Raw genomic sequence first — 26,159 nt, 5'->3', positions numbered from 1 at the left:
ATAAGACGTGACGCATCCACGCGGTACGCACGGCGCGCTAAGTGTAGAGAACCCCGGGATGAATGGAAACAGGCGTAAACGCGCGGATTTGCCAAAGGTCAGCCTATTGCCGGCCGATTCGGGCAAACCCCGCGTTTATTGCGTTTTATATCGAAAGAAAAGCCGCGCCGTGCGTTGCAACTGCGGCTTTCGCGCTACACGCCCAGGTAGCGTTCCCACAATCCGCGGTCGGCATCGAGCGCCGCGGAGTCGCCCGTCCAGACCACCTTGCCGCGTTCCAGGATGACGTGGCGGTCGGCCAGGCTCAGCAGGCGCTCGACGTATTTGTCGATCACCAGGATGGTCTGGCCGGCCTGGCGCAGGCGCGCCAGGCAGTTCCAGATTTCCTCGCGGATCTTGGGCGCCAGGCCTTCGGTGGCCTCGTCCAGGATCAGCAGGCGCGGGTTGGTGACCAGCGCGCGGCCGATGGCCAGCATCTGCTGCTCGCCGCCCGACAACTGGTTGCCCATGTTGCGGGCGCGCTCGCCCAGGCGCGGAAACAGCTCGAACACGCGCTCCGGCGTCCAGGGTTCGCCGATAGCGGGATTGCGCGCGGCCACGAAGGCCGTCAGGTGCTCGCGCACCGTCAGGTTGGGAAAGCACTGGCGCCCCTCGGGCACGATCGCCACGCCGGTGCGGGCGATGCGGTCGGGGCTCCAGCCGCTGATGTCCTGGCCGGCGAAACGGATCCTGCCGCCGCGCAGCGGCAACTGGCCGAACAGCGTGCGCAGCAGCGTGGTCTTGCCCATGCCGTTGCGCCCCAGCAGCGTCACCACCTGGCCCGCGCCGATCTCCAGGTCCACACCGAACAGTACCTGGCTGGCGCCATAGCCGCTCTGGGCCGATTCAATGCTGAGCATCAGGCAGTCTCCTGGCGCGCGGGCGCCGTCTCATCGTCGCCCAGGTAGGCCTGGCGCACGTCCGGGTTGGCGCGGATCTCATCGGGCGTGCCGGTGGCGATCACGCGGCCGTACACCAGCACCGAGATGCGGTCGGCCAAGCGGAAAACCGCCTGCATGTCGTGCTCGACCAGCAGCATGGCGGCGCGGCCGCGCAGCGATTCGATCAGGTCGGTCAGGCGCAGGGTCTCGTCGGGGCCCATGCCGGCCATGGGTTCGTCCAGCAGCAGCACGCGCGGGCGCGCGGCCAGGGCCAGGGCGAACTCCACCTTGCGCTGCTCGCCGTGCGGCAGGGTGCCGGCGGCGCGGTCCAGCAGGCTGGCGTCGATGGCGCATTCGCGCGCCAGCTCGCGGGCCTGCTCGTACAGGGCCGACTCGGCCGCGCGCGGCCGCCAGAAGCGGAAGCTGCTGCCGGCATGGGCCTGCACCGCCAGCACCAGGTTGTCGAGCACGCTGGACTGCTTGAAGATGTTGGTGATCTGGAACGAGCGCGACAGGCCCGCCGCCACCCGCTGGTGCGCGTTCATGGCGGTGACGTCGCGGCCGTCCACCGCCAGCGAGCCGGCATCGGCCGCCAGCGTGCCGGACAGCAGGTGGATCAGGGTCGACTTGCCGGCGCCATTGGGGCCGATCAGCGCATGGATCTCGCCCGGGTTCAGGCAGATCGAGACATTGTCGGTGGCCACCAGCGCGCCGAAGCGGCGCACCAGGTTGCTGGCCTGCAGCGCAGGCGCCTGCGAGGAAGAATGCGTCTGGTTCATGATCCCGCCTTGCCGGTTTGCGCGGCACGGCCGCCGAACAGCGGGCCGAGCAGGCCCACCAGGCCGCGCGGCGCGCCGAACACCACGCCCAGCAGCAGCACGCCCAGCGGCAGGTGCCAGTATTCGGTCCACTGGCGCAGGACTTCCTCCAGCACCAGCATCACCACCGCGCCGGCCACGCCGCCGTAGCGCAGGCCGATGCCGCCCACCAGCACCATGATCAGCAGATTGGCCGACTGGGTCCAGTGCATCAGGCTCGGGGAGATGAACAGGTTGTGGTTGGCCAGCAGCGCGCCGGCCAGCCCCGCCACGGCGCCGCTGAGGGTGAAGGCGGTGAGCTTGATGCGGTACACCGGATAGCCCATGGATTCCATGCGCGACTCGTTTTCACGGATGCCTTGCAGCGCGGTGCCGAAGCGCGACAGCGTCACCCGCCCGAACAGCCACATCATCACCGTGAAGATCACCAGCACCAGGTAGTAGAACGCCACGTCGTTGGCCAGGTCGATGCCGGGCAGCACCGAATAGCCCGGCAGGTTCAGGCCGTCCTCGCCGCCGTACTGGCGCAGCGAAATGAAAATGTAGAACAGCATCTGCGCGAACGCCAGCGTGATCATGATGAAGTACACGCCGCGCGTGCGCAGCGAGATCGCGCCGGTGATGAAGGCCAGCAACGCCGCCAGCAGCATCGCCACCGGCCAGGACACCAGCGCCGAACTCACCCCCGACATCGCCAGGATGCCGACCGCGTAGGCGCCAGCGCCGAAAAAGGCCGCGTGGCCCAGCGCCACCATGCCGCCGTAGCCCAGGATCAGGTTCAGGCTGGTGGCGGCCAGCGCGTAGATCAGCACGCGCCGCACGAAGGAAATGTAGAAGTCCAGGCCGAGCGCCGGCGCCACCAGCGGGAACGCCGCCAGCGCGGCCAGCAGGGCCAGGGTCCAGAGAGTCGAAGAGGTCCGCATGTTCAGCCTCGCGCCGGAAACAGGCCGGAAGGCCGGAACACTAGGACCGCCGCCATCAGCACGTAGATGGCAATGGCCGCCAACGTCGGGCCGACGCTGGAGGCGACCGCCGGCGAGAACACCTGGCGCAGCAGCATCGGCAGGAAGGCGCGCCCGGCCGTATCGACCATGCCCACCAGCAGCGCGCCGACGAAGGCGCCGCGGATCGAGCCGATGCCGCCGATGACGATGCACACCAGCACCAGGATCAGGATCTCCTCGCCCATGCCGACCTGCACCGAGGTGATCGGCCCCAGCAACGCGCCGGCCACGGCCGCCAGCATGGCGCCCAGCACGAACACGCCCAGGAACAGCAGCGGCACGCGCACCCCCATCAGGGTGGCCATCTGGCGGTTCGAGGCGCCGGCCCGCACCAGCACCCCGGCGCGAGTGCGCGTCACGAACCAGTACAGCCCCACGGCCGAGGCCACGCCGAACACGATGATCATCAGGCGGTAGGCGGGATACAGCAGATCGGGCAACAGGCGCACCGGCCCGGACAGCAGCGCCGGCATGTTCAACATGACCGGCGCCGGGCCCCAGATCATCTTGACCAGATCATTGGCGATGAGAATGACGGCGTACGTGCCCAGCACCTGCGCCAGATGGTCGCGCAGCGCCAGGCGGCGGATCAGCGTCAGTTCCAGCGCCACCCCGACCAGGCCGGTGGCGACGGCGGCCACCAGCACGGCGGCGGTGAAGGATCCCGTGCGCTGCATGGTTTCGGCGGCGACGTAGGCGCCTGCCATATAGAGCGAGCCGTGCGCCAGATTCATGATGTCCATGATGCCGAACACCAGGGTCAGCCCGGCCGCGATCAGAAACAACATCAACCCAAACTGCAGACCGTTCAACAATTGCTCGACGATGAGCGTGAACGTCATGAAAATCCCCTCTGCGGTAGACCCACCCCGGAGCGCTGCGCGCTTCCCCCTTCAAGGGGGCGTCGCGACGGATCGGCGAAGCCGGATCCGTGCGACCCCGCGGGCGGGGCCACATTGCATGTAGCCGTTCTTGGTTCTTTACAGTTTGCAGTCGCCGACGTAGACGTCCTGGTACTTGTCGAACACCTTGCCCACCAGCTTGTTGGTGATGCGGCCGCTGGCGTCCTTGTCGACCACGCGCAGGTAGTAGGCCTGGATCGGGTAGTGGTTCTTGCCGTAGGTGTAGCTGCCGCGCACCGAGGGGTAGTCGGCCTTGGCCAGCGCCTTGACGATGGCCTCGCGGTCGGAGGCCTTGCCGCCGGCCTGCTTGACGGCGGCGTCCATGGCCATGATGACGTCATAGGCCTGGGCGGCGTACACCGACGGGTAGCGGCCGTTGTATTCCTTGCGGAAGGCGTCGACGAAGGCCTTGTTCTGCGGCACATCCAGGTCGTGCGCCCATTGCGCCGTGTTGTACATGCCCAGCATCGGCTCGCCCACGGCCTGGATCACGTCCTCGTCGGCCGAGAAGCCCGGCCCGATCAGCTTGACGCTCTGCGACAGGCCGGCCGACACGAACTGCTTGACGAAGTTGATGCCCATGCCGCCCGGCAGGAAGATGTAGACGGCGTCCGGCTTGGCGGCGCGGATCTGGGCAATCTCGGCGGCGTAGTCGATCTGGCCCAGCTTGGTGTAGACCTCGTCGCCCGGGGCGGTCTTGTAGCCGCGCTTGAAGCCGGCCAGCGCGTCCTTGCCGGCCGGGTAGTCCGGCGCCATGATGAACATCTTCTTGAAGCCGCGGTCGGCCGCGACCTTGCCGGCGGCTTCGTGGAAGGCGTCGTTCTGGTAAGACGAACCGAACCAGTAGTTATTGCACTGAGCGCCGGCGAACTGGCTCGGGCCCGGATTGTTGGACAGGTACGGCACCTTGGCGGCGAACAGCGCGGGGCCGACGGCCAGCGCCACGTTCGAGCCGATCGGGCCGGTGAAGAAATCGACCTTGTCGCGCTGGATGTAGCGCGTGACCAACTGGCGGGCCTGGTCCGGGTTGCCGCCCATGTCGGTCTGCAGGAATTCGGCGGGCTGGCCGCCCAGCTTGCCGCCCAGTTGCTTGATGGCCAGGTTGAAGCCGTCGCGGGCCTCGGCGCCCAGGGCCGAAAACGGGCCGGAAATGTCATTCGCGATGCCGACCTTGACCGGATCGGCGTGCGCCAGTGCCGGAACCAACGCGGCGGCGGCAACGAGGGAAGTGATGAAACGCATGGTGGTGTGCTCCGTGCGCGAGCCGCGCAGAGGGTGTTTTTCTAGGACTGCGATTCGAAGGACTTCTATGCCCGGCCAGCCGCCCCGCTCAGGCGGCGCGTCAGACCGGCGCCCGCGGCAGCCGATCCCGGGGTGCGGCATGGGGAGAACTGGCGTGGTTCATAGTTTAGGTTTAAAGTATCCGGCAAAACAAGTCTAGGGTTTTTACCAGTGACACAAGAATACCGCCCGATCCACGCCTTCCCGGTAAGCTCCCGACCATGACAGACGCACCCGACCTGGAATCCCGCGCCGCCCCCGACGACCACCACGCGCTGCGTCTGTGGCTGCGCATGCTGACCTGCGCCAATCTCATCGAAGGCGAGATCCGCAGCCGGCTGCGCAACGAATTCGACACCACCCTGCCCCGCTTCGACCTGATGGCGCAATTGCAGCGCGCCCCCAAGGGCATGAAGATGGGCGAATTGTCGCGCCACATGATGGTGACCAACGGCAATATTACCGGTATCACCGACCAGCTCGAAAAAGAAGGCCTGGTGGTGCGCACCAAGGTCGAGTCCGACCGCCGCAGCTCGCTCATCAAACTGACGCCGCAGGGCCGCAAGAGCTTCGCCAGGATGGCGCGGGCGCACGAATCATGGGTCAAGGCCATGTTCGGCGAGCTGCCGGAGGCCAGCCGCAACGCGCTGTTCCAGGCGCTGGGCGAGCTGAAGTTGCAGGTGGTGGCCACCCGCTCGGCCAGCGCCAAGGACTGAACCGGCACCGGCGCCGTACCGGCCGGCCGCCATAAAAACCAAACCGGTTTGGCGCATAATTGCCGCCATGATTCCGGTATCTCTTCCTGGCGGTAATTATTACGTGTTGATGGCAGTGTCGCTGGCCTGCCTCTCCACGCTGCTGACCTGGCTGGCCATCCTGGCCACCAGCCGCGGCGCCCGGCTGTGGCTGGGCGACCATCGCCGCGGCGGCACCCTGCTGATGGCGCTGCTGGCCGTGGTCGGCGGCATCTTCCCCTACCAGCAACTGAGCCAATGGCTGGTGGCCCAGCGCGAAGCGCGCCTGGGCGCCAGCCTGAACCTGGTGCTGGCCCAGCCCACCCGGCTGGCCGGGCTGGACATGCCGGCCGGCACCGCGCTGCGGCTGGCCACGCCCGGAGAGCCGGCCTCGTTCGACCGCGCCACCTTCCCCGAAGGCCAGCCCGTGACGGTACAGGGCGTCAGCGCCACCCGCCTGTTCCACTACCCGGCCACCTCCCGCCAACCCGAAACCCTGTCCGTCGAAATCGCCCGCGACCAGGCCCTGGACGGCTGGCTCTGCGCCCACGGCCACCGCCTCGAATTCGTCCTGCTGGGTGGCCAGCCGCGCTTCGCCAGTTGCCATCTGGCCATCGGCAACACCCTGAACCAGCAGCCGATTCCGCCCGGCGCCTGGCTCAAGGTCGACGAGGCGGCGCGGGGCGCCGCCCCCGATCCGGCCAGCCCGGCGCCGCGCTGGCTGCTGCGCGCCGAAGGCAGCGAGCCGCTGTCGGTGGCCGGCCTGCCGCTGCTGAAGGTGGACATGACGCTGGACGCGCAGCGCCGCCTGCTGGCGTTCGAGGGCCTGCTGAGCCGCGAGAGCGCCTTCGGCGGCGTCACCTACCCCACCGGCACCCGCGTGCTGACCGCCAGCCCGCGCGTGCCCGGCGTGCAGCCCGGCGACCTGCTGTTCTCGCCCTCGCGCGGCCGCGCCGCGCGCCAGGCCGACGGCAAGGAGATCGCCGCCGGCATGTCGGTGTTGCAGGCGCCGGACGGCACCATGCGCCGGGTGCTGTCCAACCGCGAGGCCGGCGTGCTGGACGTGGCGGCCATGCGCACCGCGCCCTGACAGCCGGCTTTCACGCGGCCGCCGCCGGCGGTCGCAAAGCAGTGGGATAATACGAAGCTTTCCCCCGCGCGCCGCCTTGCCCTGGCGGCGATTTCCGTCCTGCTCATTCATGAGACGAAGTCATGGCCGTTAACCTGCAGATCCCCTCCGAGTCCGAAATTTTCCCTGTTGCCGGCGTTGAAATCGGCGTTACCGAGGCCGGCATCCGCAAAGCCAACCGACGCGACCTGACGGTTTTCCGCCTGGCCGAAGGCAGCAGCGTGGCCGGCGTCTTCACCCGCAACCGCTTCTGCGCCGCGCCCGTGCAGGTGTGCCAGGCGCACCTGGCCGACGGCGGCCCGATCCGCGCGCTGGTCATCAACACCGGCAACGCCAACGCCGGCACCGGCGCCGAAGGCCTGAAGAAGGCCCAGGACACCTGCGCCGAACTCGGCCGCCTGCTGGGCGTGCCCGCCGCCCAGGTGCTGCCGTTCTCGACCGGCGTGATCCTGGAACCGCTGCCGCTGGACCGCCTGTTCGCCGGCCTGCCGGGCGCCATCGCCAACCTGGGCGCCGACCACTGGTTCAGCGCCGCGCACGGCATCATGACCACCGACACGCTGCCCAAGATCTCGTCGCGCCGCGTCCAGATCGGCGGCAAGACCGTCACCTTCACCGGCATCAGCAAGGGCGCCGGCATGATCCGCCCCAACATGGCGACCATGCTGAGCTTCCTGGCCACCGACGCCGGCATCGCCCAACCGCTGCTGCGCAAGCTGGCGGTGGAAATCGCCGACGCCTCGTTCAACCGCATCACGGTCGACGGCGACACCTCCACCAATGACTCGTTCATCATCGTCGCCACCGGCAAGTCCGGCGTCCAGGTCAATGCCGAGTCCGACGCCGCCTATGCCGCCGTGCGCGAGGCGCTGACCGCCGCCGCGCTGGAACTGGCGCAGAAGATCGTGCGCGACGCCGAGGGCGCCACCAAGTTCATGACCATCCGCGTCGAAGAGGCCGGCAGCACCGAGGAAGCCCTCAAGGTGGCCTACGCCGTGGCCCACTCGCCGCTGGTCAAGACCGCCTTCTTCGCCTCGGACCCCAACCTGGGCCGCATCCTGGCCGCCGTGGGCTACGCCGGCATCGACGACCTGGACGTGTCGAAGATCCGCCTGTGGCTCGACGACGTGCTGGTGGCCAAGGACGGCGGCCGCAACCCCGCCTACCAGGAGGCCGACGGCCAGCGCGTGATGAAGCAGGCCGAGATCACCGTGCGCATCGCGCTGGGCCGCGGCCAGGTGAACGACACCGTCTACACCTGCGACTTCTCGCACGAGTACGTGTCGATCAACGCCGATTACCGTTCCTGATCGAGACCCGCCATCCGCCCGGCTGACCCCGGGCGCGGGATCCCGGCAAGGGCTTGCCGGGCCCCGCCGGATGGCGGCAGCAATGAAATCCAGTGGCTGCGCCTTACCCATCGCCGGTCACTGCCCCCGGGGAATCCGTGGCATCACCGCGGTCCCTGGCAGGTGACAAGCGTTGAGCGGCGCGCGTCCCCACGACGCCTGACGGCGGGATACGCGCCCTCTTCTTCCGACGATGCCCGCGAATGCGACGCGGGCCCGGTGCCGGGCCCGCCCGTTCGCTCTTCCAGGATCACACCGTGACCGCGACCGAATTCTCCACCCTCCTCCAGCGCGCCGAGCGCGTCCTGGCCCAGCTCGAAGCCTGGCTGCCGCCCGCGCCTCCCGACATCGACTGGAGCGCCCACGCGTTCCGCTGGCGCAAGCGCGGCTCGCGCGGCTGGCTCGACGCCGTGCGTCACGTGGCCCGCATCGAACTCGAAGACCTGCAACACATCGAACGCCAGAAAGGCATCATCGACCGCAACACGCGGCAATTCATCGACAACAAGCCCGCCAATAACGTCCTCATGACCGGCGCCCGCGGCACCGGCAAAAGCTCGCTGGTCAAGGCCATGCTCAGCGCCTACGGCGACCGCGGCCTACGCCTGATCGAAGTCGACAAGTCCGACCTGGCCGATCTGGCCGACATCGTCGAACTGGTGGCGCCGCGCCCCGAGCGCTTCATCGTATTCTGCGATGACCTGTCGTTCGAGGAAGGCGAGGCCGGCTACAAGGCGCTCAAATCCGTGCTGGACGGCTCGGTGGCGGCCTCGGGCGACAACGTGCTGATCTACGCCACCTCCAACCGGCGCCACCTGATGCCGGAATACATGAGCGAGAACCTGCAGGCCAAGCACCAGCCCGACGGCGAAATCCACCCCGGCGAAACCGTCGAGGAAAAGATCTCGCTGTCCGAGCGTTTTGGCCTGTGGCTGTCGTTCTATCCCTTCAAGCAGGACGACTACCTCGATATCGTCTACCACTGGCTGCGCGAACTGGGCTGCCCGCCAGACCAGATCGAGCCGTCCCGCACCGAGGCGCTGCAATGGACGATCGAGCGCGGCTCGCGTTCCGGCCGCGTCGCCTATCAATTCGCCCGTGACTGGGCTGCCCGCCATGTCTGACAAAATCATCGATGTCGCCGCCGGCCTGATCCTGCGCCCGGACGGCATGCTGTTGCTGGGCCAACGCCCCGAAGGCAAGCCCTGGTCGGGCTGGTGGGAGCTGCCCGGCGGCAAGCTCGAACCCGGCGAGACCGTGCTGCAGGCGCTGGCGCGCGAACTGCAGGAAGAGATCGGCATCCGCGTGACCCAGTCGCGGCCCTGGGTGACCTACGTGCACGCCTATCCGCACACCACGGTGCGGCTGGCGTTCTGCCACGTCACCGGCTGGGAAGGCGAGCCGCGCAGCCTGGAAAACCAGCGCCTGGAATGGGTCGATCCGGCCAACGCGGCGGTGGTCGGCGACCTGCTGCCGGCCACCCTGCCGCCGCTGCGCTGGTTGCAGTTGCCCACCGCCTACGGCATCAGTTCCATCGGCGCGCGCGCCGGCCTGACGGCGTTCCTGGGGCGGCTGGACGCGGCGCTGGCGCGCGGCGTCAAGCTGGTGCAGTTGCGTGAGCCGCAATGGCCCGACGGCCCGGCCTCGGCCTCGCTGCACGAAGCCTTGCGGCAGATCATCAAGCGCTGCCATGCCGCGGGCGCGCGGGTGCTGGTCAACAGCGCCCATCCGGCCGCCTGGTGGCGCGAGGCCGACGGCGTGCACCTGCGCGGCGCCGACGCCGCGCGGCTGACGGCCCGGCCCGAGCTGCCGGCGGGCGCGCTGGTGGGCGTGTCGGCGCACGACAACGCCCAGGTGGTGCATGCGCGCGAACTGGGCGCGGACTTCGCCGTGCTCGGCCCGGTGCTGGACACGCCCAGCCATCCCGGCGCGCCGACGCTGGGCTGGGATGGCTTCGTCGCCGGCAACCGGGATGCCGGCATCCCCGTGTTCGCGCTGGGCGGACAATCCTCCCAGACGGTCTCGCAGGCGCTGCGCCACGGCGCGCACGGCATCGCCGGCATCCGCGGGCTGCTCTGACGCAGGCGGGACTGGCCCGCCAAGCCCCCGGCCGGATGGCCGGTTCACCGGCGCCCGTCCGCGCCCCCTCACCATCAAGGAGCCAGCCCATGTCCCGACGCGAGAACACCGAGCGCCAGATCCTGCAGGCCCTCGAAGATCAGATCAAGGAAACCGGCATGGGCGGCGTGGGCATCAACGCCATCGCCAAACGCGCCGGCGTCAGCAAGGAACTCATCTACCGCTATTTCGACGGCATGCCCGGCCTGATGCTGGCCTGGATGCGGGAACAGGATTTCTGGACCCGCAACCCCGACCTGCTGGCGGCGGACGAGTCCAGCCAGCGCAGTCCCGGCGACCTGGTGCTGTCGATGCTGCGCGCGCAGATCGACGCGCTCGCCGGCAACGAGACACTGCGTGAAGTGCGGCGCTGGGAACTGATCGAACGCAACGAGGTGTCCGCTCCGCTGGCGGACCGCCGCGAACGCGCCGCGCGCGGTTTCATCGACCGCATCGACGGCCTGACGCCCGACATGGACGTGCCCGCCGTCGTCAGCGTGATGCTGGCGAGCGTACTGTATCTGATGCTGCGCGCCAAGACCGAAAGCCATTTCCTGGGCGTGCCGCTGCGCTCACCGGAAGGCTGGCAGCGCATCAGCGACGCCCTGGAACACCTGGTCAAGCACGGATTCCCGGACGCGCTCAACCAGCAATCCCTGGCCCGCCTGGAGGCGCGCCGCCAGCCGCCACGGCCGCCCGCCGATCCCGCGCCCTGACGGCCCGCCGCGCCGTCCCGCTTACCTGGCGGGGGCCGGCGGGGCGGCCGGCGCGGCCAGCCCGTCCCAACCGCCGCCCAGCGCGACAATCAGGTTGACGCTGGCCACCAGGCGGTTGCCGTACAGGCCGAGAGCGTTGCGCTCGCTGTTGAGCGCGGTGGCGTCCACCACGGCCACGCTCAGGTAATCCACCAGCCCGGCCTTGTACTGGTTCTGGATCAACCGCAGCGATTCGCGCGCCGATTCCAGGGCGCGGCGCTGCACGGTCTGCTCGTTCTCCAGCACGCGCAACTGGATCAGGTAGTCCTCGACCTCGCGCAGCCCGGTCAGCGCCGCCTGCCGGTAGGCCGCCGCCTGCGCGTCGTAGGACGCGCGCGCCTGCTCGACCTGCGCCTGGCGCGCGCCGCCGTCGAAAATCGTCAGCGCCAGCGCCGGCCCCAGCGACCAGAAACGCGCTGGCGCGGTCAGCAGCTCGGCGAACTGGCCATTGCGGAAACCGCCGTCGGCCGACAGGGTCAGGCTGGGGAACCAGGCCGCCTGCGCCACGCCGATCTGCGCATTGGCGGCGGCCGCGCGGCGCTCGGCGGCGGCCACGTCGGGACGGCGCTCCAGCAGCTCGGATGGCAGGCCCACCGGAATCTGTGGCAACTGCAACGAGAATGGCGCCGGCGGCAGACTGAAGTGCGACGGCGCCTGGCCCATCAGCACGGCGATGGCATGTTCGTACTGGCCGCGCTGCCAGTCCAGGTCGATCGACTGCGCGCGCGTGCTTTCGACCTGGGTGCGCGCCACGGCCACATCCGACTGCCCCGCCACGCCGACGTTGTAGCGGTTCTGCGTTAGTTGCAGCGACTTCTCGTAGGCCGCCACGGTGGCGTCCAGCAGGCGCTTCTGTTCGTCTAGCACGCGCAATTGCAGATAGGCCTGCACCAGCGCGGCCTGCGCGCTCAGGCGGGTCGCGGCCAGGTCGGCCAGGCTGGCCGCGGCGCTGGCCTCGGAGGATTCGACGCTGCGGCGCACCCGGCCCCACACGTCCAGCTCCCAACTGACGCTGCCGGTCAGCGAATACTGGTTCGAGACGTTGCCACCGCCCGAGGACGACGCCGATGACGACCCGCCACCGCCGTTGCCGGAACGGGTCACGCCGGCGCCGGCGCCCACGGTGGGGAAAAACCCGGCGCGCGCCCCGCGCACCAGGCCCAGCGCCTGGCGGTAGTTGGCCTCGGCCTGGGCGATGGTCTGGTTGGAGGCGTTCAGGCGCTCGACCAGGCCGTTCAGCGTGGCATCGTCATAGACCCGCCACCATTGGCCGCGATCGGCGTCGTCGCGCGGCTCGGCCCGCTTCCAGCCCGGCACCTCGTCCTGGCCTTCCTTGTAGGCGGCGCCCACGTCCAGCGCCGGCCGCTGGTAGTCGGGGCCGACGGCGCAGGCGGCCAGCGCCGCGCACAGCGCCAGCGTGATGCCGGCGCGCGGCAGGAAGGCGTGGAAAAAAGGCTTGGTGTTGCGGATCATGGTTGTTCTATCGAAGCGGCCCCGCCACGCCGGGCGCGCCCGCGCGCGGCCCAGAGGCGGAAACGGTCAAGGTAGAGATAGACCACCGGAGTGGTGTACAGCGTCAGGATCTGGCTCAGCACCAGGCCGCCCACGATGGTAATGCCCAGCGGCTGGCGCATCTCGACGCCGGCGCCGGTCGCCAGCACCAGCGGCAGCGCGCCGAAGATGGCGGCCATGGTGGTCATCATGATGGGGCGAAAGCGCGTCAGGCAGGCCTGGAAGATGGCTTCGCGCGGCGCCATGTGCTGGTTGCGCTCGGCCTCCAGCGCGAAGTCCACCATCATGATGGCGTTCTTCTTGACGATGCCGATCAGCAGGAACACCCCGATCAGCGCGATCAGCGTGAAGTCGGTGCGCACCAGCAGCAGCGCCAGCAGCGCGCCCAACCCGGCCGACGGCAGGGTCGACAGGATCGTTAGCGGATGCACGAAGCTCTCGTACAGGATGCCCAGCACGATATACATGGTGACCAGCGCCGCCAGGATCAGCCACGGTTGCTGCGACAGCGTCTGCTGCAGCACCGCCGCCGTGCCCTGGAAACCCGCCTGGATCTGATCCGACGGCAGGCCGATGCGCGCCACCGCGGCGTCGATGGCGGCGGTGGCCTGGCCCAGCGACACGCCCGGCGCCAGGCTGAACGAGACCGTGTCGGCCACGAACAGGCCCTGGTGCTGCACACTGAGCGGCGCGTTGGCGTTCTCGAAGCGGGCGAAGGCAGCCATCGGCACGCGCGTCCCGGCGGCGGTGATCACCTCGACCTGCTTGAGCGACTCGATATCCTGCGCGAACTTCGGGTCCACCCCCAGCACCACGTGATACTGGTTCAACGGCCCGTACATCACCGACACCTGGCGCTGACTGAAGGAATTGTTGAGCACGGTGGAGATCGTCGCCATGCTCACGCCCAGCCGCGTGGCCGCGTCGCGATCAATCACCAGATTGATTTCGCGGCCCTTGTCCTCGACATCGGTATCGACGTCGGTGATCTCGGGAATCTTCGCCATGGCCTGCTGCACCTTGGGCATCCAGGTGCGCAGCAATTGCAGGTCGCCGGACATCAGCGTGTAGTCGTACGAGCCCTGGCTCTGGCGGCCGCCGACGCGGATGTCCTGCTGCGCCACCAGGAACATGCGCGCGCCCGGCATGTTCTGCAAGCGCGCCCGCAGGCGGTTGATGACCTGTTCGGCCGAGACCTTGCGCTCGCCCAGCGGCTTGAGCTGGATCTGCATGAAGCTGCTGTTGCTGCCGCCGCGCCCGCCCGCGTAGCCGGTCATGCTCTGCACCGCCGGATCGGCCAGCACCACCTTGCGCAACGCCTCCAGCTTGGGCACCGTGGCCTGGAACGAGGTGCCCTGATCCACCCGGAAAAAGCCCAGCAACTGGCCGGTATCCTGCTGCGGGAAGAAGCCCTTGGGCACGGCGGTGTATAGATACACGTTCAGGCCCACCGCCGCCGCCAGGACCAGCATCATCAGGCGGCCGTGCGCCAGCGCCCACGCCAGGCTGCGCCGATAACCGTCCTGCATCCAGGCGAAACCGCCCTCGGCCCAGCGCGCCAGCCGGCCCGGCGGCTTGGGCTCCTTGGGCTCGGCCTTGAGCAGGCGCGCGCACATCATCGGCGTCAGGGTCAGCGACACCACCAGCGACACCATGATCGACGCCGACAGCGTCACCGCGAACTCGCGGAACAGGCGCCCCGCCACGCCGCCCATCAGCAGGATCGGGATGAACACCGCCACCAGCGACAGGCTCATCGACAGCACCGTGAAACCCACCTCGCGCGAGCCGCGCAGCGCCGCCCGCATCGGCGTCATGCCATTCTCGACATGGCGCATGATGTTCTCCAGCACCACGATGGCATCGTCCACCACGAAACCGGTGGCCACGATCAGCGCCATCAGCGAAATGGTGTTGAGTGTGAAGCCGCACAGGTACATGACGCAGAAGGTGCCGATCAGCGACACCGGCACCGCGACACTGGGAATGATGGCCGCGCGCCAGCGCCGCAGGAACAGCAGCACCACCAACACCACCAGGCCCACCGCGATGATCAGCGTCAGCTCGGCCTCGTGCAGCGAGGCGCGGATGCTGGGCGTGCGATCCTGCGCCACCGTCAGCTGCACGTCGGCCGGCATCAACGCCAGCAGCACCGGCAACTGGGCCCGCACGGCATCGACCGTCTCGATGATGTTGGCGTCGGCCTGGCGCCGCACGATCATCAGGATCGCGTTGCGCTGGTTGTAAAAGCCGGTCTGGTACAGATCCTCGACCGAGTCCTCGACCTTGGCCACGTCCGCCACCCGCACCGGCGCGCCGTCGCGCCAGGCCACGATCAGCGGCCGGTACTGTTCGGCGCGGCTGAGCTGGTCATTGACCATGATCTGCCAGTGGTAGCGGTCGTTCTCCAGCACCCCCTTGGGCCGGTTGGCGTTGGCATTGGCCAGCGCGGTGCGCACCTCGTCCAGCGACACGCCGCGATTGGCCAGCGCGCCCGGCAGCACGGTCACGCGCACCGCCGGCAGCGAACTGCCGCCCACCGTGACCTCGCCCACCCCGTTCACTTGCGACAGCTTCTGCGCCACGATGGTCGAGGCCAGGTCATACATCTGCCCCTGGCTCAAGGTATCGGAGGTCAGCGCCAGCGTCATGATGGGCGCGTCGGACGGATTGAATTTGTGATACGTGGGGTTGCTGCGCAGGCTGGTGGGCAGCAGCGAGCGGGCCGCGTTGATGGCCGCCTGCACGTCGCGCGCGGCGCCATTGATGTCGCGCGACAGATCGAATTGCAGGGTCACGCGGGTCGAGCCCTGCGTGCTGCTGGAGGTCATCTCGGTCACGCCGGCGATGCTGCCCAGCGAACGCTCCAGCGGCGTGGCGACGCTGGAGGCCATGGTTTCGGGACTGGCGCCCGGCAGACTGGCCGACACCGAAATGGTGGGGATGTCCATCTGCGGCAACGGCGCCACCGGCAGCAGGAAGAACGACAGCATGCCCGCCAGCACGATCGCCAGCGACAGCAGCGTGGTCGCCACCGGCCGCACGATGAAGGGCGCCGACAGAATCACGGCGCTTCTCCGGCGCGCGCCTCGCGCTGGCCGCGCCAGCGCCGCGACAGGCGATCGAACATCAGGTAGATCACCGGCGTGGTGAACAGCGTCAGCACCTGGCTCAGCAGCAGGCCGCCCACCATCACCAGACCCAGCGGCTGGCGCAGCTCGGCGCCGGTGCCCGAGGACAGCATCAGTGGCAGCGCGCCGAACAGCGCGGCCAGCGTGGTCATCAGGATCGGCCGAAAGCGCAGCAGCGCCGCCTCATGGATCGCCGCGCGCGGCGACAGGCCGCGCTTGCGCTCGGCGTCGAGCGCGAAGTCGATCATCATGATGGCGTTCTTCTTGACGATGCCGATCAGCAGGATGATGCCGATGATGCCGATCATGTCCAGCTCGGTGCCGCTGATCAGCAGCGCCAGCAGCGCCCCCACCCCGGCCGACGGCAGCGTCGACAGGATGGTGATGGGGTGGATGTAGCTTTCGTACAGCACGCCCAGCACGATGTACATGGTGACGATGGCCGCCAGGATCAGCCACAGCGTGCTCGACAGCGAATTCTGGAACGCCAGCGCCGCGCCCTGGAAGCGCGTTTCGACGCTGGCCGGCATGCCGATCTCGGCCTCGGCCGCGGAGATCGCCTCGACCGCGGCCGACAGCGAGGCGCCGTGCGCCAGGTTGAACGACACCGTGACCATCGGGAACTGGTCGAGCCGGTTCACCGCCAGCACCGTCTTGCCTTCGGTGATGCGGGCGATCGACGACAGCGGCACCTGCGCGCCCGTGGAAGTGGGCACGTGGATCTGGCCCAACGCCGCCGGATTCATCTGGAACTGCGGCTGCACCTCCAGCACCACGCGGTACTGGTTGGACTGGGTGAAGATGGTGGAAATCAGGCGCTGGCCGAAGGCGTCGTACAGCGCCTCGTCCACCATCGAAGCCGTGATCCCCAGGCGCGAGGCGGCGTCGCGGTCGATCTCGACCCAGGTCTGCAGGCCGTCGTCCTGCAGGTCGTCGGTCACGTCCTTCAGGCCGGGCACCTGGCGCAGCCGGTCGATCAGCCTGGGCGCCCATTCGCTCAGCACCTTCAGATCCGGATTGGACAACGTCATCTGGTACTGGGTGCGGCTGACCCGGTCCTCGATGGTCAGGTCCTGCACCGGCTGCATGTAGACCGTCAGGCCGTCCTGCTTGCCGAAGGCCTCCTGCAGCCGCGCCATGACGGTCGGCAGGTCGCCATTGCGTTCGGACTGCGGCTTGAGCGCGATCTGCATGCGGCCGGCGCTGAGGGTGGCGTTGCTGCCGTCCACGCCGATGAACGACGACACCGCCTGCACGTCGGGGTCGGCCAGCGCCAGCCGTGCCGCCGCCTGCTGGCGCTCGGCCATGGCGGTGAAGGATATGGATTGCGGCGCCTGCGTGATGGCCTGGATCAGCCCGGTGTCCTGCTGCGGGAAGAAGCCCTTGGGCACCAGGATGTACAACAGCACCGTCAACGCGAAAGTGGCCAGCGCCACCAGCAGCGTCAGCGGCTGATGGCGCAGCACGCGTTGCAGCATGCGGTCGTAGGCGGCGATGGTGCGGTCGATGAAGGCGCCGGTGATCTGATGGAAGCGGCCATGCTTCTGTTCGGATTCGGCGCGCAGCAGGCGCGCGCACATCATCGGTGTCAGCGTCAGCGACACCACCAGCGAAATCAGGATCGACACCGCCAGCGTGATGGCGAACTCGCGGAACAGCCGCCCCACCACCTCGGTCATGAACAGCAGCGGGATCAGCACCGCGATCAGCGAGAAGGTCAGCGAGATCAGCGTGAAACCGATCTGCTCGGCGCCCTTGAGCGCGGCCTGCAGCGGCGTCTGGCCCTCTTCGATGTGGCGGGCGATGTTCTCGATCATGACGATGGCGTCGTCCACCACGAAACCGGTGGCGATGGTCAGCGCCATCAGCGTCAGATTGTTGATGGAGAATCCCGCCAGGTACATGATGCCGAACGTGCCCACCAGCGACAGCGGCACCACCACGCTGGGAATCAGCGTCGCCGTCAGGCTGCGCAGGAACACGAAGGTCACCATCACCACCAGCGCCACCGCCAGCAGCATCTCGAACTGCACATCGGCCACCGAGTCGCGGATGGTCTGGGTGCGGTCGGACACCACCGCCACGTCCAGCGTGGCCGGCAGCGCGGCGCGCAGTTGCGGCAACAACGTCTGGATGCGGTTGACCACGTCGATGACGTTGGCGCCGGGCTGGCGCTGGATGTTGAGCAGAATGGCCGGCTTGTCGCCGGCCCAGGCGGCCTGGCGCGTGTCCTCGGCGCCCTCGACCGCGCGCGCCACGTCCGACAGGCGCAGCGGCGCGTTGTTCTTGTAGGCGATGATCAGGTCGTTGTAGTCGGTGGGTGACTTGAGCTGGTCATTGGCGTTGATGGTGGTCGAGCGCAGCGGCCCGTCCAGGTTGCCCTTGGGCTGGTTGACGTTGGCGCCCACCACCGCGGTGCGCAGGTCGGTCAGCCCCAGGCCGTTGGCCGCCAGCGCCTGCGGATTGACCTGCACCCGCACGGCCGGGCGCTGCCCGCCCGCCACGCTCACCAGGCCCACGCCCGGAATCTGCGACAGCTTTTGTGCCACCCGCGTGTCCACCAGGTCGCGCACCTGCGGCAAGGGCATGGTGGGCGAGGTGATCGCCAGCGTCAGCACCGCCGCGTCGGCCGGGTTGACCTTGTTGTAGGTCGGCGGCACCGGCAGGTCGCTGGGTAGCAGGTTGGACGCCGCGTTGATGGCGGCCTGCACCTGCTGCTCGGCCACATCCAGCGGCAGCGTCAGGTTGAACTGCATGGTGATGACCGACGCGCCGCCCGAGCTGGTCGACGACATCTGGTTCAGGCCCGGCATCTGGCCGAACTGCCGTTCCAGCGGCGAGGTCACCAGCGACGTCATCACGTCGGGACTCGCGCCCGGATACAGCGTGGTCACCTGGATGGTGGGATAGTCGACTTCGGGCAACGCCGACACCGGCAGCAGGCGGTAGGCGATGAAGCCGGCGATCAGGATGGCCACCATCGACAGGGTGGTGGCCACGGGCCGCAGGATGAACAGGCGCGACGGGCTCACGGCGCGGCCCCTTGATCAGCGCGTGGCGGGCGTGGTGCCCGCCGGCGCGCCCCCGCCCAGCGACTTGTCCTGGGCGGCGGGGATCACCTCGTCGCCGCCCACGACCTCGACCTTGGCGCCGGCGCGCAGCCGGTCGGTGCCTTCGGTGACCACCCGGTCGCCCGGCTGCAGGCCTTCGTTGACGGCCACCATGCCATTGTTGACGGCGCCCAGCTTGACCTGCCTGACCTGCACGGTGTTGTCCGGCTGCACCAGGAACACGAAGGCGCCGGCCGACCCCTGCTGCACCGCCGCCGTCGGAATCGCGGTCACGCCCTTGCGCGTCAGCACGTGCAGGCGCACGTTGACGAACTGGTTGGGAAACAGCGCGTCGTCCTCGTTATCGAACTTGGCCTTGAGCTTGAGGGTGCCGGTGGCGACGTCGATCTGGTTATCCAGCGTCTCCAGCGTGCCGCTGGCGATGCGGCGGGTGTCGGCGCGGTCGTAGGCGTCCACGGCCAGCGTCCTGCCCTGCGCCAGTTCCGCGCGCACCTGTGGCAACTGCGTCTCGGGCAACGTGAACACCACCGAGATCGGCTGGGTCTGCGTGATCACCACCAGGCCATTGGTATCAGCGCTGGACACCAGGTTGCCGCGGTCGACCTGGCGCAGGCCGAGCCGGCCGCTGATCGGCGCGGTGATGCGGGCGTAGTCCAGTTGCAGGCGGGCATTGTCGACATTGGCCTGGTCGCTCTTGATGGTGCCTTCGTACTGGCGCACCAGCGCGGCCTGGGTATCGACCTGCTGCTTGGCGATGGAGTCCTGCTTGAACAGGGCCTGGTAGCGCTGCAAGTCGCGGCGCGCGTTTTCGAGCAGCGCCTGGTTCTGCATCTGCGTGCCGCGGGCCTGATCCAGCGCGACCTGGAAAGCACGCGGGTCGACCTGGGCCAGCAGATCGCCAGCCTTGACCCGCTGGCCTTCCTGGAAGGCCACGTCGACCAGTTCGCCGCTGACGCGGCTGCGCACGGTGACGGTGTTGTAGGCGGTGACGGTGCCCAGGGACTTGAGGAAAATGTCGATGTCCTGGGTGACGGCGTTGGCCACCCGCACTGGCACGGCCAGGTTGGCCATGGCGGCCGCCATGTTGGGCCGCCCGCCCGCGCCCGGCCGTGCGCCGCCCGCGCCGCCCGGCTTGGCCGCCGGCCGCAGCGCCAGCCAGGCAACGCCGGCCACCACCAGCAATAGCACCGCCAACCCGATGATTCTGCGGCGGGTCCAACGGGAGGTCGACGAAACGGGACGGCTATCGGACATGGAAACGGTTCCGGCACTGACGGAGAAAGCCGTATTGTGACCCAGGCGGTCACCATTTCCGTCATTGCCCGTTGCCGCTGAAATAGGCCGCAACAGGAATCGGGGCAGGATCGCCGCGTGGCGCCATGCCCGGACGCCCGCGCCCCCGGGTCAGGAATTGCAGAGCGTCATCTGGAAAGGAATGCTGCGAGCCACCTGCTGGGGCTTGAATTCGCCGTCCTGGGTGGAAAAGCGGATCCAGATCATGTACTTGTTGGCGCTGATCTCGGGGAACACCCCCTGGGCCTGATCCACCCATACGCGCAGCAACTGGTACTGCTTGCCACCCAGCATCTGCTGGTAGGCGCCCTGCTCGGCGACGATGTCGGTCTTGCGGCCGGACTCGCGCAGCAGGCGCAGCGCCATGGTCAGGCCGTCGAACAGGGGGATGAGGGGCGCCAGCCAGGCCTGCAGGTCGGCGCAGCGCGCGGCCTCGGGCTTGTGCTGCCAGGCGTAATACGACGGCATATCCACCTGGGTGGCGCCGCCGGGCACCGACAGGCGGCCGCGCAGGCTGGTGAGCCATTCGTTCTCGCGCAGCGACTGGCCGGTCTTGCCGGGCGCGGCGAGGGTCGAGGAGACTTTCTCGAGTTCGCGCAGCATGCCTTCGAGCGCGTCCTGCGCCACCCCGGGGTGATCGCGCAGGCCCACCAGCGCCACGCGCTGGCGTTCGAGATCCTGCAGCACCGCGCCCTTGACGTCGGTGCGCTCGCACACGTCGAGCAGATCGAACAACGAAGTGACCGCGACCTGGTGCAGGCGTGAATCTCCTTCGCGGGCAAAGAAGAACAACCTGTCGAACAGGTATTCGAGCCGCAGGTAAGCGCGGATGCGCTCATTGAAGGGATATTCGAAAACAATCACGCTTGTAAACAGGCCCATCGGAGGTCGGCCCGCGGGCCGAGATTATTCAGGGGTGCCGGCCAAGCCCGGGGCTTGCCGGCCCGTGGTGGCCGCCAGGGCTAGCCAGCGGTCATGCAGGGTCTTCGCCTGCGCGCGCAATTGCTCCGGCGAGGTCGCGCCGCCATTATCGATGACGTCATCCGCGACTTCGAGCCGGCTCGCCCGCGCAGCCTGTGCCGCCATGATACGCCGGATGGCAGAGTCCGTCAGCCCGCTGCGCGACCGCACGCGCGCCACCTGGGTGTCGGGATCGCAATCGACCACGCAGATGCGGTCGACGCGATCGCGCCAGCGCGCGATCGACTCCACCAGCAGCGGCACCACGAACACCAGATAGGCCCCGCGCGCGGCCTCGGCCTGGCGTTCGGTCTCCAGACCGATGGCCGGGTGCAGGATGGCTTCCAGCCGCAGGCGCACCCGCGGATCGGCGAAGGCGCGTTCCCGCATCCAGTCGCGGTCGAGGGCGCCCGCCGGCGTCAACGCGTCGGGCCCGAACTCGCGTTCGATGGCGGGCATGGCCGCGCCGCCGGCCGCCGTCAAGGCGCGCGCGATCTCGTCGGTATCGACCACCGACGCGCCCCACTCGCCCAGCATGTCGGCCACGCGCGACTTGCCCGAACCGATGCCCCCTGTCAGACCGATCTTGAACATGCTCTTCATTCCTTCGCGGCCGCGATCCGGCCCGACCGGCGCGCCGCGCGCGCCTTCAATGCAGCAACCATCCCAGGCCCTGCTCGCCGCCCAGCAGCAGGACCGCCACGCCCGCCAGCGCCAGGTAAGGCCCGAACGGCAAGGCCTGGCCGCGACGGGCCCGGCCACTGAGCGTCAGCGCGCCGCCCACCACCACGCCCGCCACCGACGCGGCCAACAGCAGCATCGGCAACGCGCCGACGCCGAACCAGGCGCCCAGCGCCGCCAGCAGCTTGAAGTCGCCGTAGCCCATGCCCTCGCGCCCCGTCAGCAGGCGGAATGCATGAAAGATAACCCACAGGAACAGATAGCCGGCCACCGCGCCCACCACCGCCATCGACAACGGGGTAAAGGCATCGAACAGGTTCACCAGCAGGCCGGCCCAGGCCAGCGGCAAGGTGATGGCGTCCGGCAGCAGGGTCGATTCAAGGTCGATCCAGGCCAGCGCCACCAGCGCCGCCGACAGCCCCATGGCGCACAACGCGATGGGAGTGGCGCCAAAGCGCCAGGCGCAGGCGGCGAACAGCGCGCAGGTGATCGCCTCGATAGCCGGATAGCGCCAGCCGATCGGGGCCCGGCAGGCGCCGCAGCGGCCGCGCAACGCCAGCCAGCCCAGCAGCGGCAGGCGCCGCCAGCCGGTCACGGGCGCTTGGCAGTGCGGGCAATGCGCGCCCGGCGCCCACAGGCCATAGTCGGCGGGCGGCCTGGGTTTGCCCGCCGCCTCCTGGCATTGGGCCTGCCATTCGCGCTCCATCATGCGCGGCAGCCGGTGGCTCACCCGGGTCAGCCAGCCGCCGACCACCAGCCCGGCCAGCGCGGCCAGCGCCACAAACAGCGCCAGCGGCAGCGGAAAGACGTGCCACAACGTACTCATGCCGACCCTCGCGGCGCGGCGCGGCGGAGCCGGCGCCTGGCTACGGCGTCGGACAGGCGGGCGGACAGCCCGGAGCCGTGTCGTAATTTGTGCATAAAGTGCCGGCAACGCCTTTCAGGTAAGGGGGAGAACGTATCGAATCTTCGCATAAGTGCGTAAAATCGGAGACAGACTCAATTTACGGATCAGCTGCCATGACCGCGCGCGTCGAACTCCTTACCCGCCCCCGCAAACTCGGCATCGTGGGGCTGCTGCTCGCGGGCACGGCGCTGGGTGCCGCGGGCTGCGCCCAGCAACGCACCGAAGGCTATTACGATCCTCCGGCCGAAAGCACCGTGACCGACGCCCAGTACCAGGGCTCCGGCGCCGGCTACCGCACCGTGCTGCGGGCGCCCTCGCAGGTACAGATCGCGCTCAAGCCGGACCAGAAGAAAACCCCGAACCAGGCCGCGGCCAGCCAAGGCGTCACCACCGAGGACGGCCAGGCCGTGCCGGAAGGCGCCGACAGCGGCGGCGCGGCCACGGCCGCTGCCACCGCGGCGCCCGCTCCGGCCGCCACGCACAGCGCCGCCGCCAACAGCCTGGTGCCGCAGCCGCAGACCTACATGGGCACCCTGCCGTGTTTCTCGCCCGCCATGCAATGCACGGCGCAGCGCGTGACCCTGACACTGGCCCCCAACGGCCGCTGGCGCGGCCGCACCGCCTACCTGGAAAACGACCCCAACAAGGCTGCCCCGGTGGTCGAGCAAGGCTGCTGGGACGCCACCGACGAGCGCCCGCCGCGCGTCATCCTGCTCGACGGCAAGGGCAATGTGCGGGTCGAGTTCATCGTGGCCGCCAACAACGTGCTGCGGGTGCGCTCCATCGGCGGCCAGACGCCCAACCTGAACTACAACCTGACGCGCCAGCCGGATCTGGATCCGATCGACGAGCTGGCCAAGGCCAGCGCGCCCCAGTGTCCCTGAACCCGGCCGGCCGGGCCATGCCCCCGGCCTGACCGACCGCTTGCGCCAAGGGCCTGCCGGATCTCACGTCCGTCAGGCCCTTGTGTTTGTGGCCGGCCGTTTGTGGCCGGCCGCGCGCGCCGCACGCTCGAAGTTGCCCGCGCGGGATGTCCTGATGTAAGTGCCTACTTAGTCCAGAAGCCTTTTTTGATGAGTGCTGCGGAGCAATCCGCGATGACGACGGCAACCGGCGCGGGGCGGGCCGTGTACGCGCTGGCGCCTGCCGGCGCGCCCCCGGCGCGCGTGTCGGCCACGGCGCTCCCGCCCAGATGTCCGTAGGCGCACAGCCGGCAGGCCAACTGCATGGCATTGCGCACCTGTAGCTTGGCGAAGATGCGGGCGCGATGAGCTTCGACCGTGCGCAGGGAGATCCCCAGGTCGATGGCGATGACTTTGTTCGGGCGCCCGGCCACGACATAATGGACGATTTCGCGCTCGCGCGGCGTCAGGCTGGACAGGAGGGCGGCGAGATCGGGACGGGGAACGGGCATGGAACGGCTCTGCAATGAAAGATTGCAGAGAGTCTGCCCGGCCGCCGCCGGCGCCGTAAGCTGGCAATTTTGCCAGGGTGGCGGCGTGGCCCGCGGCAAACGGGCCCGCGCCGCCGCGCGGCCTCAGGCCGTGTAGGACAGTTCCAGGTTGTCGATCAGGCGCGTCGCGCCCAGGCGGGCGGCGGCCAGCACCACCACCGGCTCGCCGGCCAGCAGGTCGGCGGCTTGCGGGCGCTTGAGATCGCGCTGGCGCCGCAGCGCGATGTAGTCCACCTGCCAGCCGCGGCGGGTCAGGGTCTCGGCGGCCTCGCGTTCCAGCGCGGCGGCGTCGCGCTCGCCGGCCGCCAGGCGCTGGCCGACGTTGTGCAACGCGGCGTACAGGGCCGGGGCCTCGGCGCGCTCGGCGTCGCTCAGGTAGCGGTTGCGCGAGGACAGCGCCAGGCCGTCGTCGGCGCGCACGGTCTCGTGCGCCAGCACTTCCACCGGCAGTTGGAACTGGCGGCACATATTGCGCACCACCATCAACTGCTGATAATCCTTCTTGCCGAATACCGCCACCCTCGGCTGCACACAGGAGAACAGCTTGAGCACCACGGTGCTGACGCCGGCAAAGAAACCCGGACGGAACTCGCCTTCCAGGATGTCGCCCAGGTCGTCCGGCGGCTGCACGCGGAAATTCTGTGGCTCGGGATACATCTCGCGCTCATGGGGCGCGAACAGCACGTAGACATCGCGCGCGCGCTCCAGCTTCTCGATGTCCGCGGCCAGGGTGCGCGGGTATTGGTCGAAATCCTCGTTGGGGCCGAATTGCAGCCGGTTCACGAAGATGCTGGCGACCACCGGGTCGCCGTGCTGGCGCGCCAGTTTCATCAGCGCCAGGTGGCCTTCGTGCAGGTTGCCCATGGTGGGCACGAACGAGACGCGGTTCTGACCGCGCAGGTGATCGCGCAATTCCTGGATGGTATGGACGACTTTCAAGGGGGGATCTCCGGGGTTGGGCGCACAGCCCGGGGGGGAATCGGATCAGGCCGCGACCGCCGCGACGCTGGTGTAGGCCAGGCGCACGTAGATCGGCGCGTAGGGCTCGGCCTGGGTGATTTCCAGCAGCGACTCGCGCGCCAGTTCCAGCATGGCGATGAAGTGCACCACCACCACCGCGGCCGGCGCGCCCTCGCGCACCCGTTCCATGAACAGGTCGCCGAACTCCATGAAGCGCACGTCGTTCAGACGCCGCAGGATGTGCGTCATGTGGTCGCGCACCGACAGTTGTTCGCGGGTGATGTGATGATGCTGGTTGAGCTTGGCCCGCTTCATGATGTCGGCCCACGCGGCGCGCAGGTCGTCGACGCTGACCTCGGGCAGCATGCGCTCGACGCTCAGGTCGGCGACCGCGTGGCTGCTGACGAAGTCGCGGCCCAGCTGCGGCAGGGCATCGAGCTTCTGCGCGGCCAGCTTCATCTGTTCGTATTCGAGCAGGCGGCGCACCAGTTCGGCGCGCGGATCCTCGGGCTCTTCGCCGGTATCGGTCTTCTTGACCGGCAGCAGCATGCGCGACTTGATCTCGATCAGCATGGCCGCCATCAGCAGGTACTCGGCGGCCAGCTCCAGGTTGTGGATGCGGATCTGCTCTACATACGACAGGTACTGCCGCGTGACATCCGCCATGGGGATGTCCAGCACGTTGAAGTTCTGCTTGCGGATCAGGTAGAGCAGCAGGTCCAGCGGCCCCTCGAAGGCCTCGAGGAACACCTCCAGCGCATCCGGCGGAATGTACAGATCCGTCGGCATCTGGAACAGCGGCTCGCCGTACAGGCGCGCGAAGGCGACGCTGTCAACGGTGTCGGGCGTGCTGTCGACGGGCGGTTCCACTAGGGCGGCCAGGGCATCGCCCGGGACGGAGGGGGGATGGGCCATGGCTGCCGCAACGGGTTCAGTCGGCCTGATACACGTACGGCTTTTGCGGCACGCGGGCCGCGCGGAAGCCTTCCAGCAGTTCCGCGTCCTGCGGCTTGTCCCACAGACGGGCGCGGCCTTCGCGCTGGCGCTCTTCGGTGCCGGGGTGCGACTGCTTGTAGTCTTTGAGGAACTTGGTGATCTCGGATTCGTAGTTGGTTGCCATGGCACCAATTTCAGTGGGTTTCGGATACCCGGAGTTTACTGCACGCCGGCCCGAGACCCGG

The 26,159-nt window shown here is 68.7% G+C and carries 23 protein-coding genes; 7 read left to right on the top strand and 16 right to left on the bottom strand.

Annotated features, from left to right (window positions below):
* Positions 1-194: 194 nt before the first annotated feature.
* The 5 genes from ACN6O8_RS17730 to ACN6O8_RS17710 all read right to left on the bottom strand — a co-directional run bounded on the left by ACN6O8_RS17730 (position 195) and on the right by ACN6O8_RS17710 (position 4,886).
* Entirely contained in the window at positions 195-899 is a 705-nt protein-coding gene (locus ACN6O8_RS17730) for an ABC transporter ATP-binding protein (protein WP_427992325.1), read from the bottom strand.
* Positions 899-1,699, bottom strand: coding sequence for an ABC transporter ATP-binding protein (locus ACN6O8_RS17725; protein ID WP_427992324.1), 801 nt, complete (start codon positions 1,697-1,699; stop codon positions 899-901). The genes ACN6O8_RS17730 and ACN6O8_RS17725 overlap by 1 nt, the downstream gene beginning before the upstream one ends.
* Positions 1,696-2,661, bottom strand: a complete 966-nt coding sequence (locus ACN6O8_RS17720; protein ID WP_427992323.1) for a branched-chain amino acid ABC transporter permease — start codon at positions 2,659-2,661, stop codon at positions 1,696-1,698. The genes ACN6O8_RS17725 and ACN6O8_RS17720 overlap by 4 nt, the downstream gene beginning before the upstream one ends.
* A gap of 2 nt (positions 2,662-2,663) precedes the next feature.
* Positions 2,664-3,584, bottom strand: a complete 921-nt coding sequence (locus ACN6O8_RS17715) for a branched-chain amino acid ABC transporter permease (protein WP_006388547.1) — start codon at positions 3,582-3,584, stop codon at positions 2,664-2,666.
* Positions 3,585-3,722: 138 nt separating this feature from the next.
* Entirely contained in the window at positions 3,723-4,886 is a 1,164-nt protein-coding gene (locus tag ACN6O8_RS17710) for an ABC transporter substrate-binding protein (protein ID WP_427992322.1), read from the bottom strand.
* 260 nt (positions 4,887-5,146) lie between these two features.
* On the opposite strand from ACN6O8_RS17710, the gene ACN6O8_RS17705 reads away from it, so the two are divergent.
* The 6 genes from ACN6O8_RS17705 (at position 5,147) to ACN6O8_RS17680 (ending at position 10,971) form a co-directional block, all read left to right on the top strand.
* Positions 5,147-5,641 carry a MarR family winged helix-turn-helix transcriptional regulator gene (locus ACN6O8_RS17705; protein ID WP_427992321.1) on the top strand — a complete coding sequence of 165 codons (495 nt, stop codon included), beginning with the start codon at positions 5,147-5,149 and terminating at the stop codon, positions 5,639-5,641.
* A 67-nt stretch (positions 5,642-5,708) separates the two neighbouring features.
* Positions 5,709-6,749: a hypothetical protein gene (locus tag ACN6O8_RS17700; protein ID WP_427992320.1), complete on the top strand. Its 1,041-nt coding sequence runs from the start codon at positions 5,709-5,711 to the stop codon at positions 6,747-6,749.
* 122 nt (positions 6,750-6,871) lie between these two features.
* On the top strand, positions 6,872-8,098 hold the full coding sequence (gene argJ, locus ACN6O8_RS17695) for a bifunctional glutamate N-acetyltransferase/amino-acid acetyltransferase ArgJ (protein WP_427992319.1): 1,227 nt from the start codon (positions 6,872-6,874) through the stop codon (positions 8,096-8,098).
* 296 nt (positions 8,099-8,394) lie between these two features.
* Positions 8,395-9,261, top strand: coding sequence for an ATP-binding protein (locus ACN6O8_RS17690; RefSeq protein WP_427992318.1), 867 nt, complete (start codon positions 8,395-8,397; stop codon positions 9,259-9,261).
* On the top strand, positions 9,254-10,216 hold the full coding sequence (locus ACN6O8_RS17685; protein WP_427992317.1) for a Nudix family hydrolase: 963 nt from the start codon (positions 9,254-9,256) through the stop codon (positions 10,214-10,216). Before ACN6O8_RS17690 ends, ACN6O8_RS17685 begins: the two co-directional genes overlap by 8 nt.
* Before the next feature lie 89 nt (positions 10,217-10,305).
* Positions 10,306-10,971 carry a TetR/AcrR family transcriptional regulator gene (locus ACN6O8_RS17680; RefSeq protein ID WP_427992316.1) on the top strand — a complete coding sequence of 222 codons (666 nt, stop codon included), beginning with the start codon at positions 10,306-10,308 and terminating at the stop codon, positions 10,969-10,971.
* A gap of 21 nt (positions 10,972-10,992) precedes the next feature.
* On the opposite strand, the gene ACN6O8_RS17675 is transcribed toward ACN6O8_RS17680, so the two are convergent.
* The 7 genes from ACN6O8_RS17675 to ACN6O8_RS17645 all read right to left on the bottom strand — a co-directional run bounded on the left by ACN6O8_RS17675 (position 10,993) and on the right by ACN6O8_RS17645 (position 22,475).
* Positions 10,993-12,483 (bottom strand): efflux transporter outer membrane subunit, encoded by a 1,491-nt coding sequence (locus ACN6O8_RS17675; protein ID WP_427992315.1) that lies wholly within the window; start codon positions 12,481-12,483, stop codon positions 10,993-10,995.
* On the bottom strand, positions 12,480-15,590 hold the full coding sequence (locus ACN6O8_RS17670) for a multidrug efflux RND transporter permease subunit (RefSeq protein ID WP_427992314.1): 3,111 nt from the start codon (positions 15,588-15,590) through the stop codon (positions 12,480-12,482). The genes ACN6O8_RS17675 and ACN6O8_RS17670 overlap by 4 nt, the downstream gene beginning before the upstream one ends.
* Positions 15,587-18,685, bottom strand: a complete 3,099-nt coding sequence (locus ACN6O8_RS17665; protein WP_427992313.1) for an MdtB/MuxB family multidrug efflux RND transporter permease subunit — start codon at positions 18,683-18,685, stop codon at positions 15,587-15,589. Before ACN6O8_RS17665 ends, ACN6O8_RS17670 begins: the two co-directional genes overlap by 4 nt.
* Positions 18,686-18,700: 15 nt before the next feature.
* The gene (locus ACN6O8_RS17660; RefSeq protein WP_427992312.1) at positions 18,701-19,978 is read right to left on the bottom strand and encodes an MdtA/MuxA family multidrug efflux RND transporter periplasmic adaptor subunit; all 1,278 of its coding nucleotides are present in this window, start codon (positions 19,976-19,978) and stop codon (positions 18,701-18,703) included.
* A 150-nt stretch (positions 19,979-20,128) separates the two neighbouring features.
* Positions 20,129-20,881: a cell division protein ZapD gene (gene zapD, locus ACN6O8_RS17655; RefSeq protein ID WP_427992311.1), complete on the bottom strand. Its 753-nt coding sequence runs from the start codon at positions 20,879-20,881 to the stop codon at positions 20,129-20,131.
* A 42-nt stretch (positions 20,882-20,923) separates the two neighbouring features.
* Entirely contained in the window at positions 20,924-21,571 is a 648-nt protein-coding gene (gene coaE / locus ACN6O8_RS17650; RefSeq protein WP_427992310.1) for a dephospho-CoA kinase, read from the bottom strand.
* A gap of 55 nt (positions 21,572-21,626) precedes the next feature.
* Positions 21,627-22,475: a prepilin peptidase gene (locus ACN6O8_RS17645; RefSeq protein ID WP_427992558.1), complete on the bottom strand. Its 849-nt coding sequence runs from the start codon at positions 22,473-22,475 to the stop codon at positions 21,627-21,629.
* 203 nt (positions 22,476-22,678) lie between these two features.
* Between ACN6O8_RS17645 and ACN6O8_RS17640 the strand changes: the two genes are divergently transcribed.
* A complete protein-coding gene (locus ACN6O8_RS17640) occupies positions 22,679-23,449 on the top strand; it encodes a copper resistance protein NlpE N-terminal domain-containing protein (RefSeq protein ID WP_427992309.1) in 771 nt (256 codons plus the stop codon).
* Positions 23,450-23,613: 164 nt separating this feature from the next.
* Here the strand turns inward: ACN6O8_RS17640 and ACN6O8_RS17635 are convergent, their stop codons facing one another.
* The 4 genes from ACN6O8_RS17635 to ACN6O8_RS17620 form a co-directional block, all read right to left on the bottom strand.
* On the bottom strand, positions 23,614-23,979 hold the full coding sequence (locus tag ACN6O8_RS17635) for a response regulator transcription factor (protein ID WP_427992308.1): 366 nt from the start codon (positions 23,977-23,979) through the stop codon (positions 23,614-23,616).
* 123 nt (positions 23,980-24,102) lie between these two features.
* Positions 24,103-24,957, bottom strand: a complete 855-nt coding sequence (panC, locus tag ACN6O8_RS17630) for a pantoate--beta-alanine ligase (RefSeq protein ID WP_427992307.1) — start codon at positions 24,955-24,957, stop codon at positions 24,103-24,105.
* Between the two features lie 45 nt (positions 24,958-25,002).
* Positions 25,003-25,893, bottom strand: coding sequence for a segregation and condensation protein A (locus ACN6O8_RS17625; protein WP_427992306.1), 891 nt, complete (start codon positions 25,891-25,893; stop codon positions 25,003-25,005).
* A gap of 16 nt (positions 25,894-25,909) precedes the next feature.
* The gene (locus ACN6O8_RS17620) at positions 25,910-26,098 is read right to left on the bottom strand and encodes a DUF3460 family protein (RefSeq protein WP_006386935.1); all 189 of its coding nucleotides are present in this window, start codon (positions 26,096-26,098) and stop codon (positions 25,910-25,912) included.
* Between the last annotated feature and the right edge of the window lie 61 nt (positions 26,099-26,159).

The sequence above is a fragment of the Achromobacter sp. genome (assembly GCF_050285565.1).
Taxonomy (GTDB): Bacteria; Pseudomonadota; Gammaproteobacteria; order Burkholderiales; family Burkholderiaceae_B; genus Achromobacter.
Note: the sequence above shows the minus strand (reverse complement) of the source record. Positions and strands in the feature narration are given on the sequence as shown.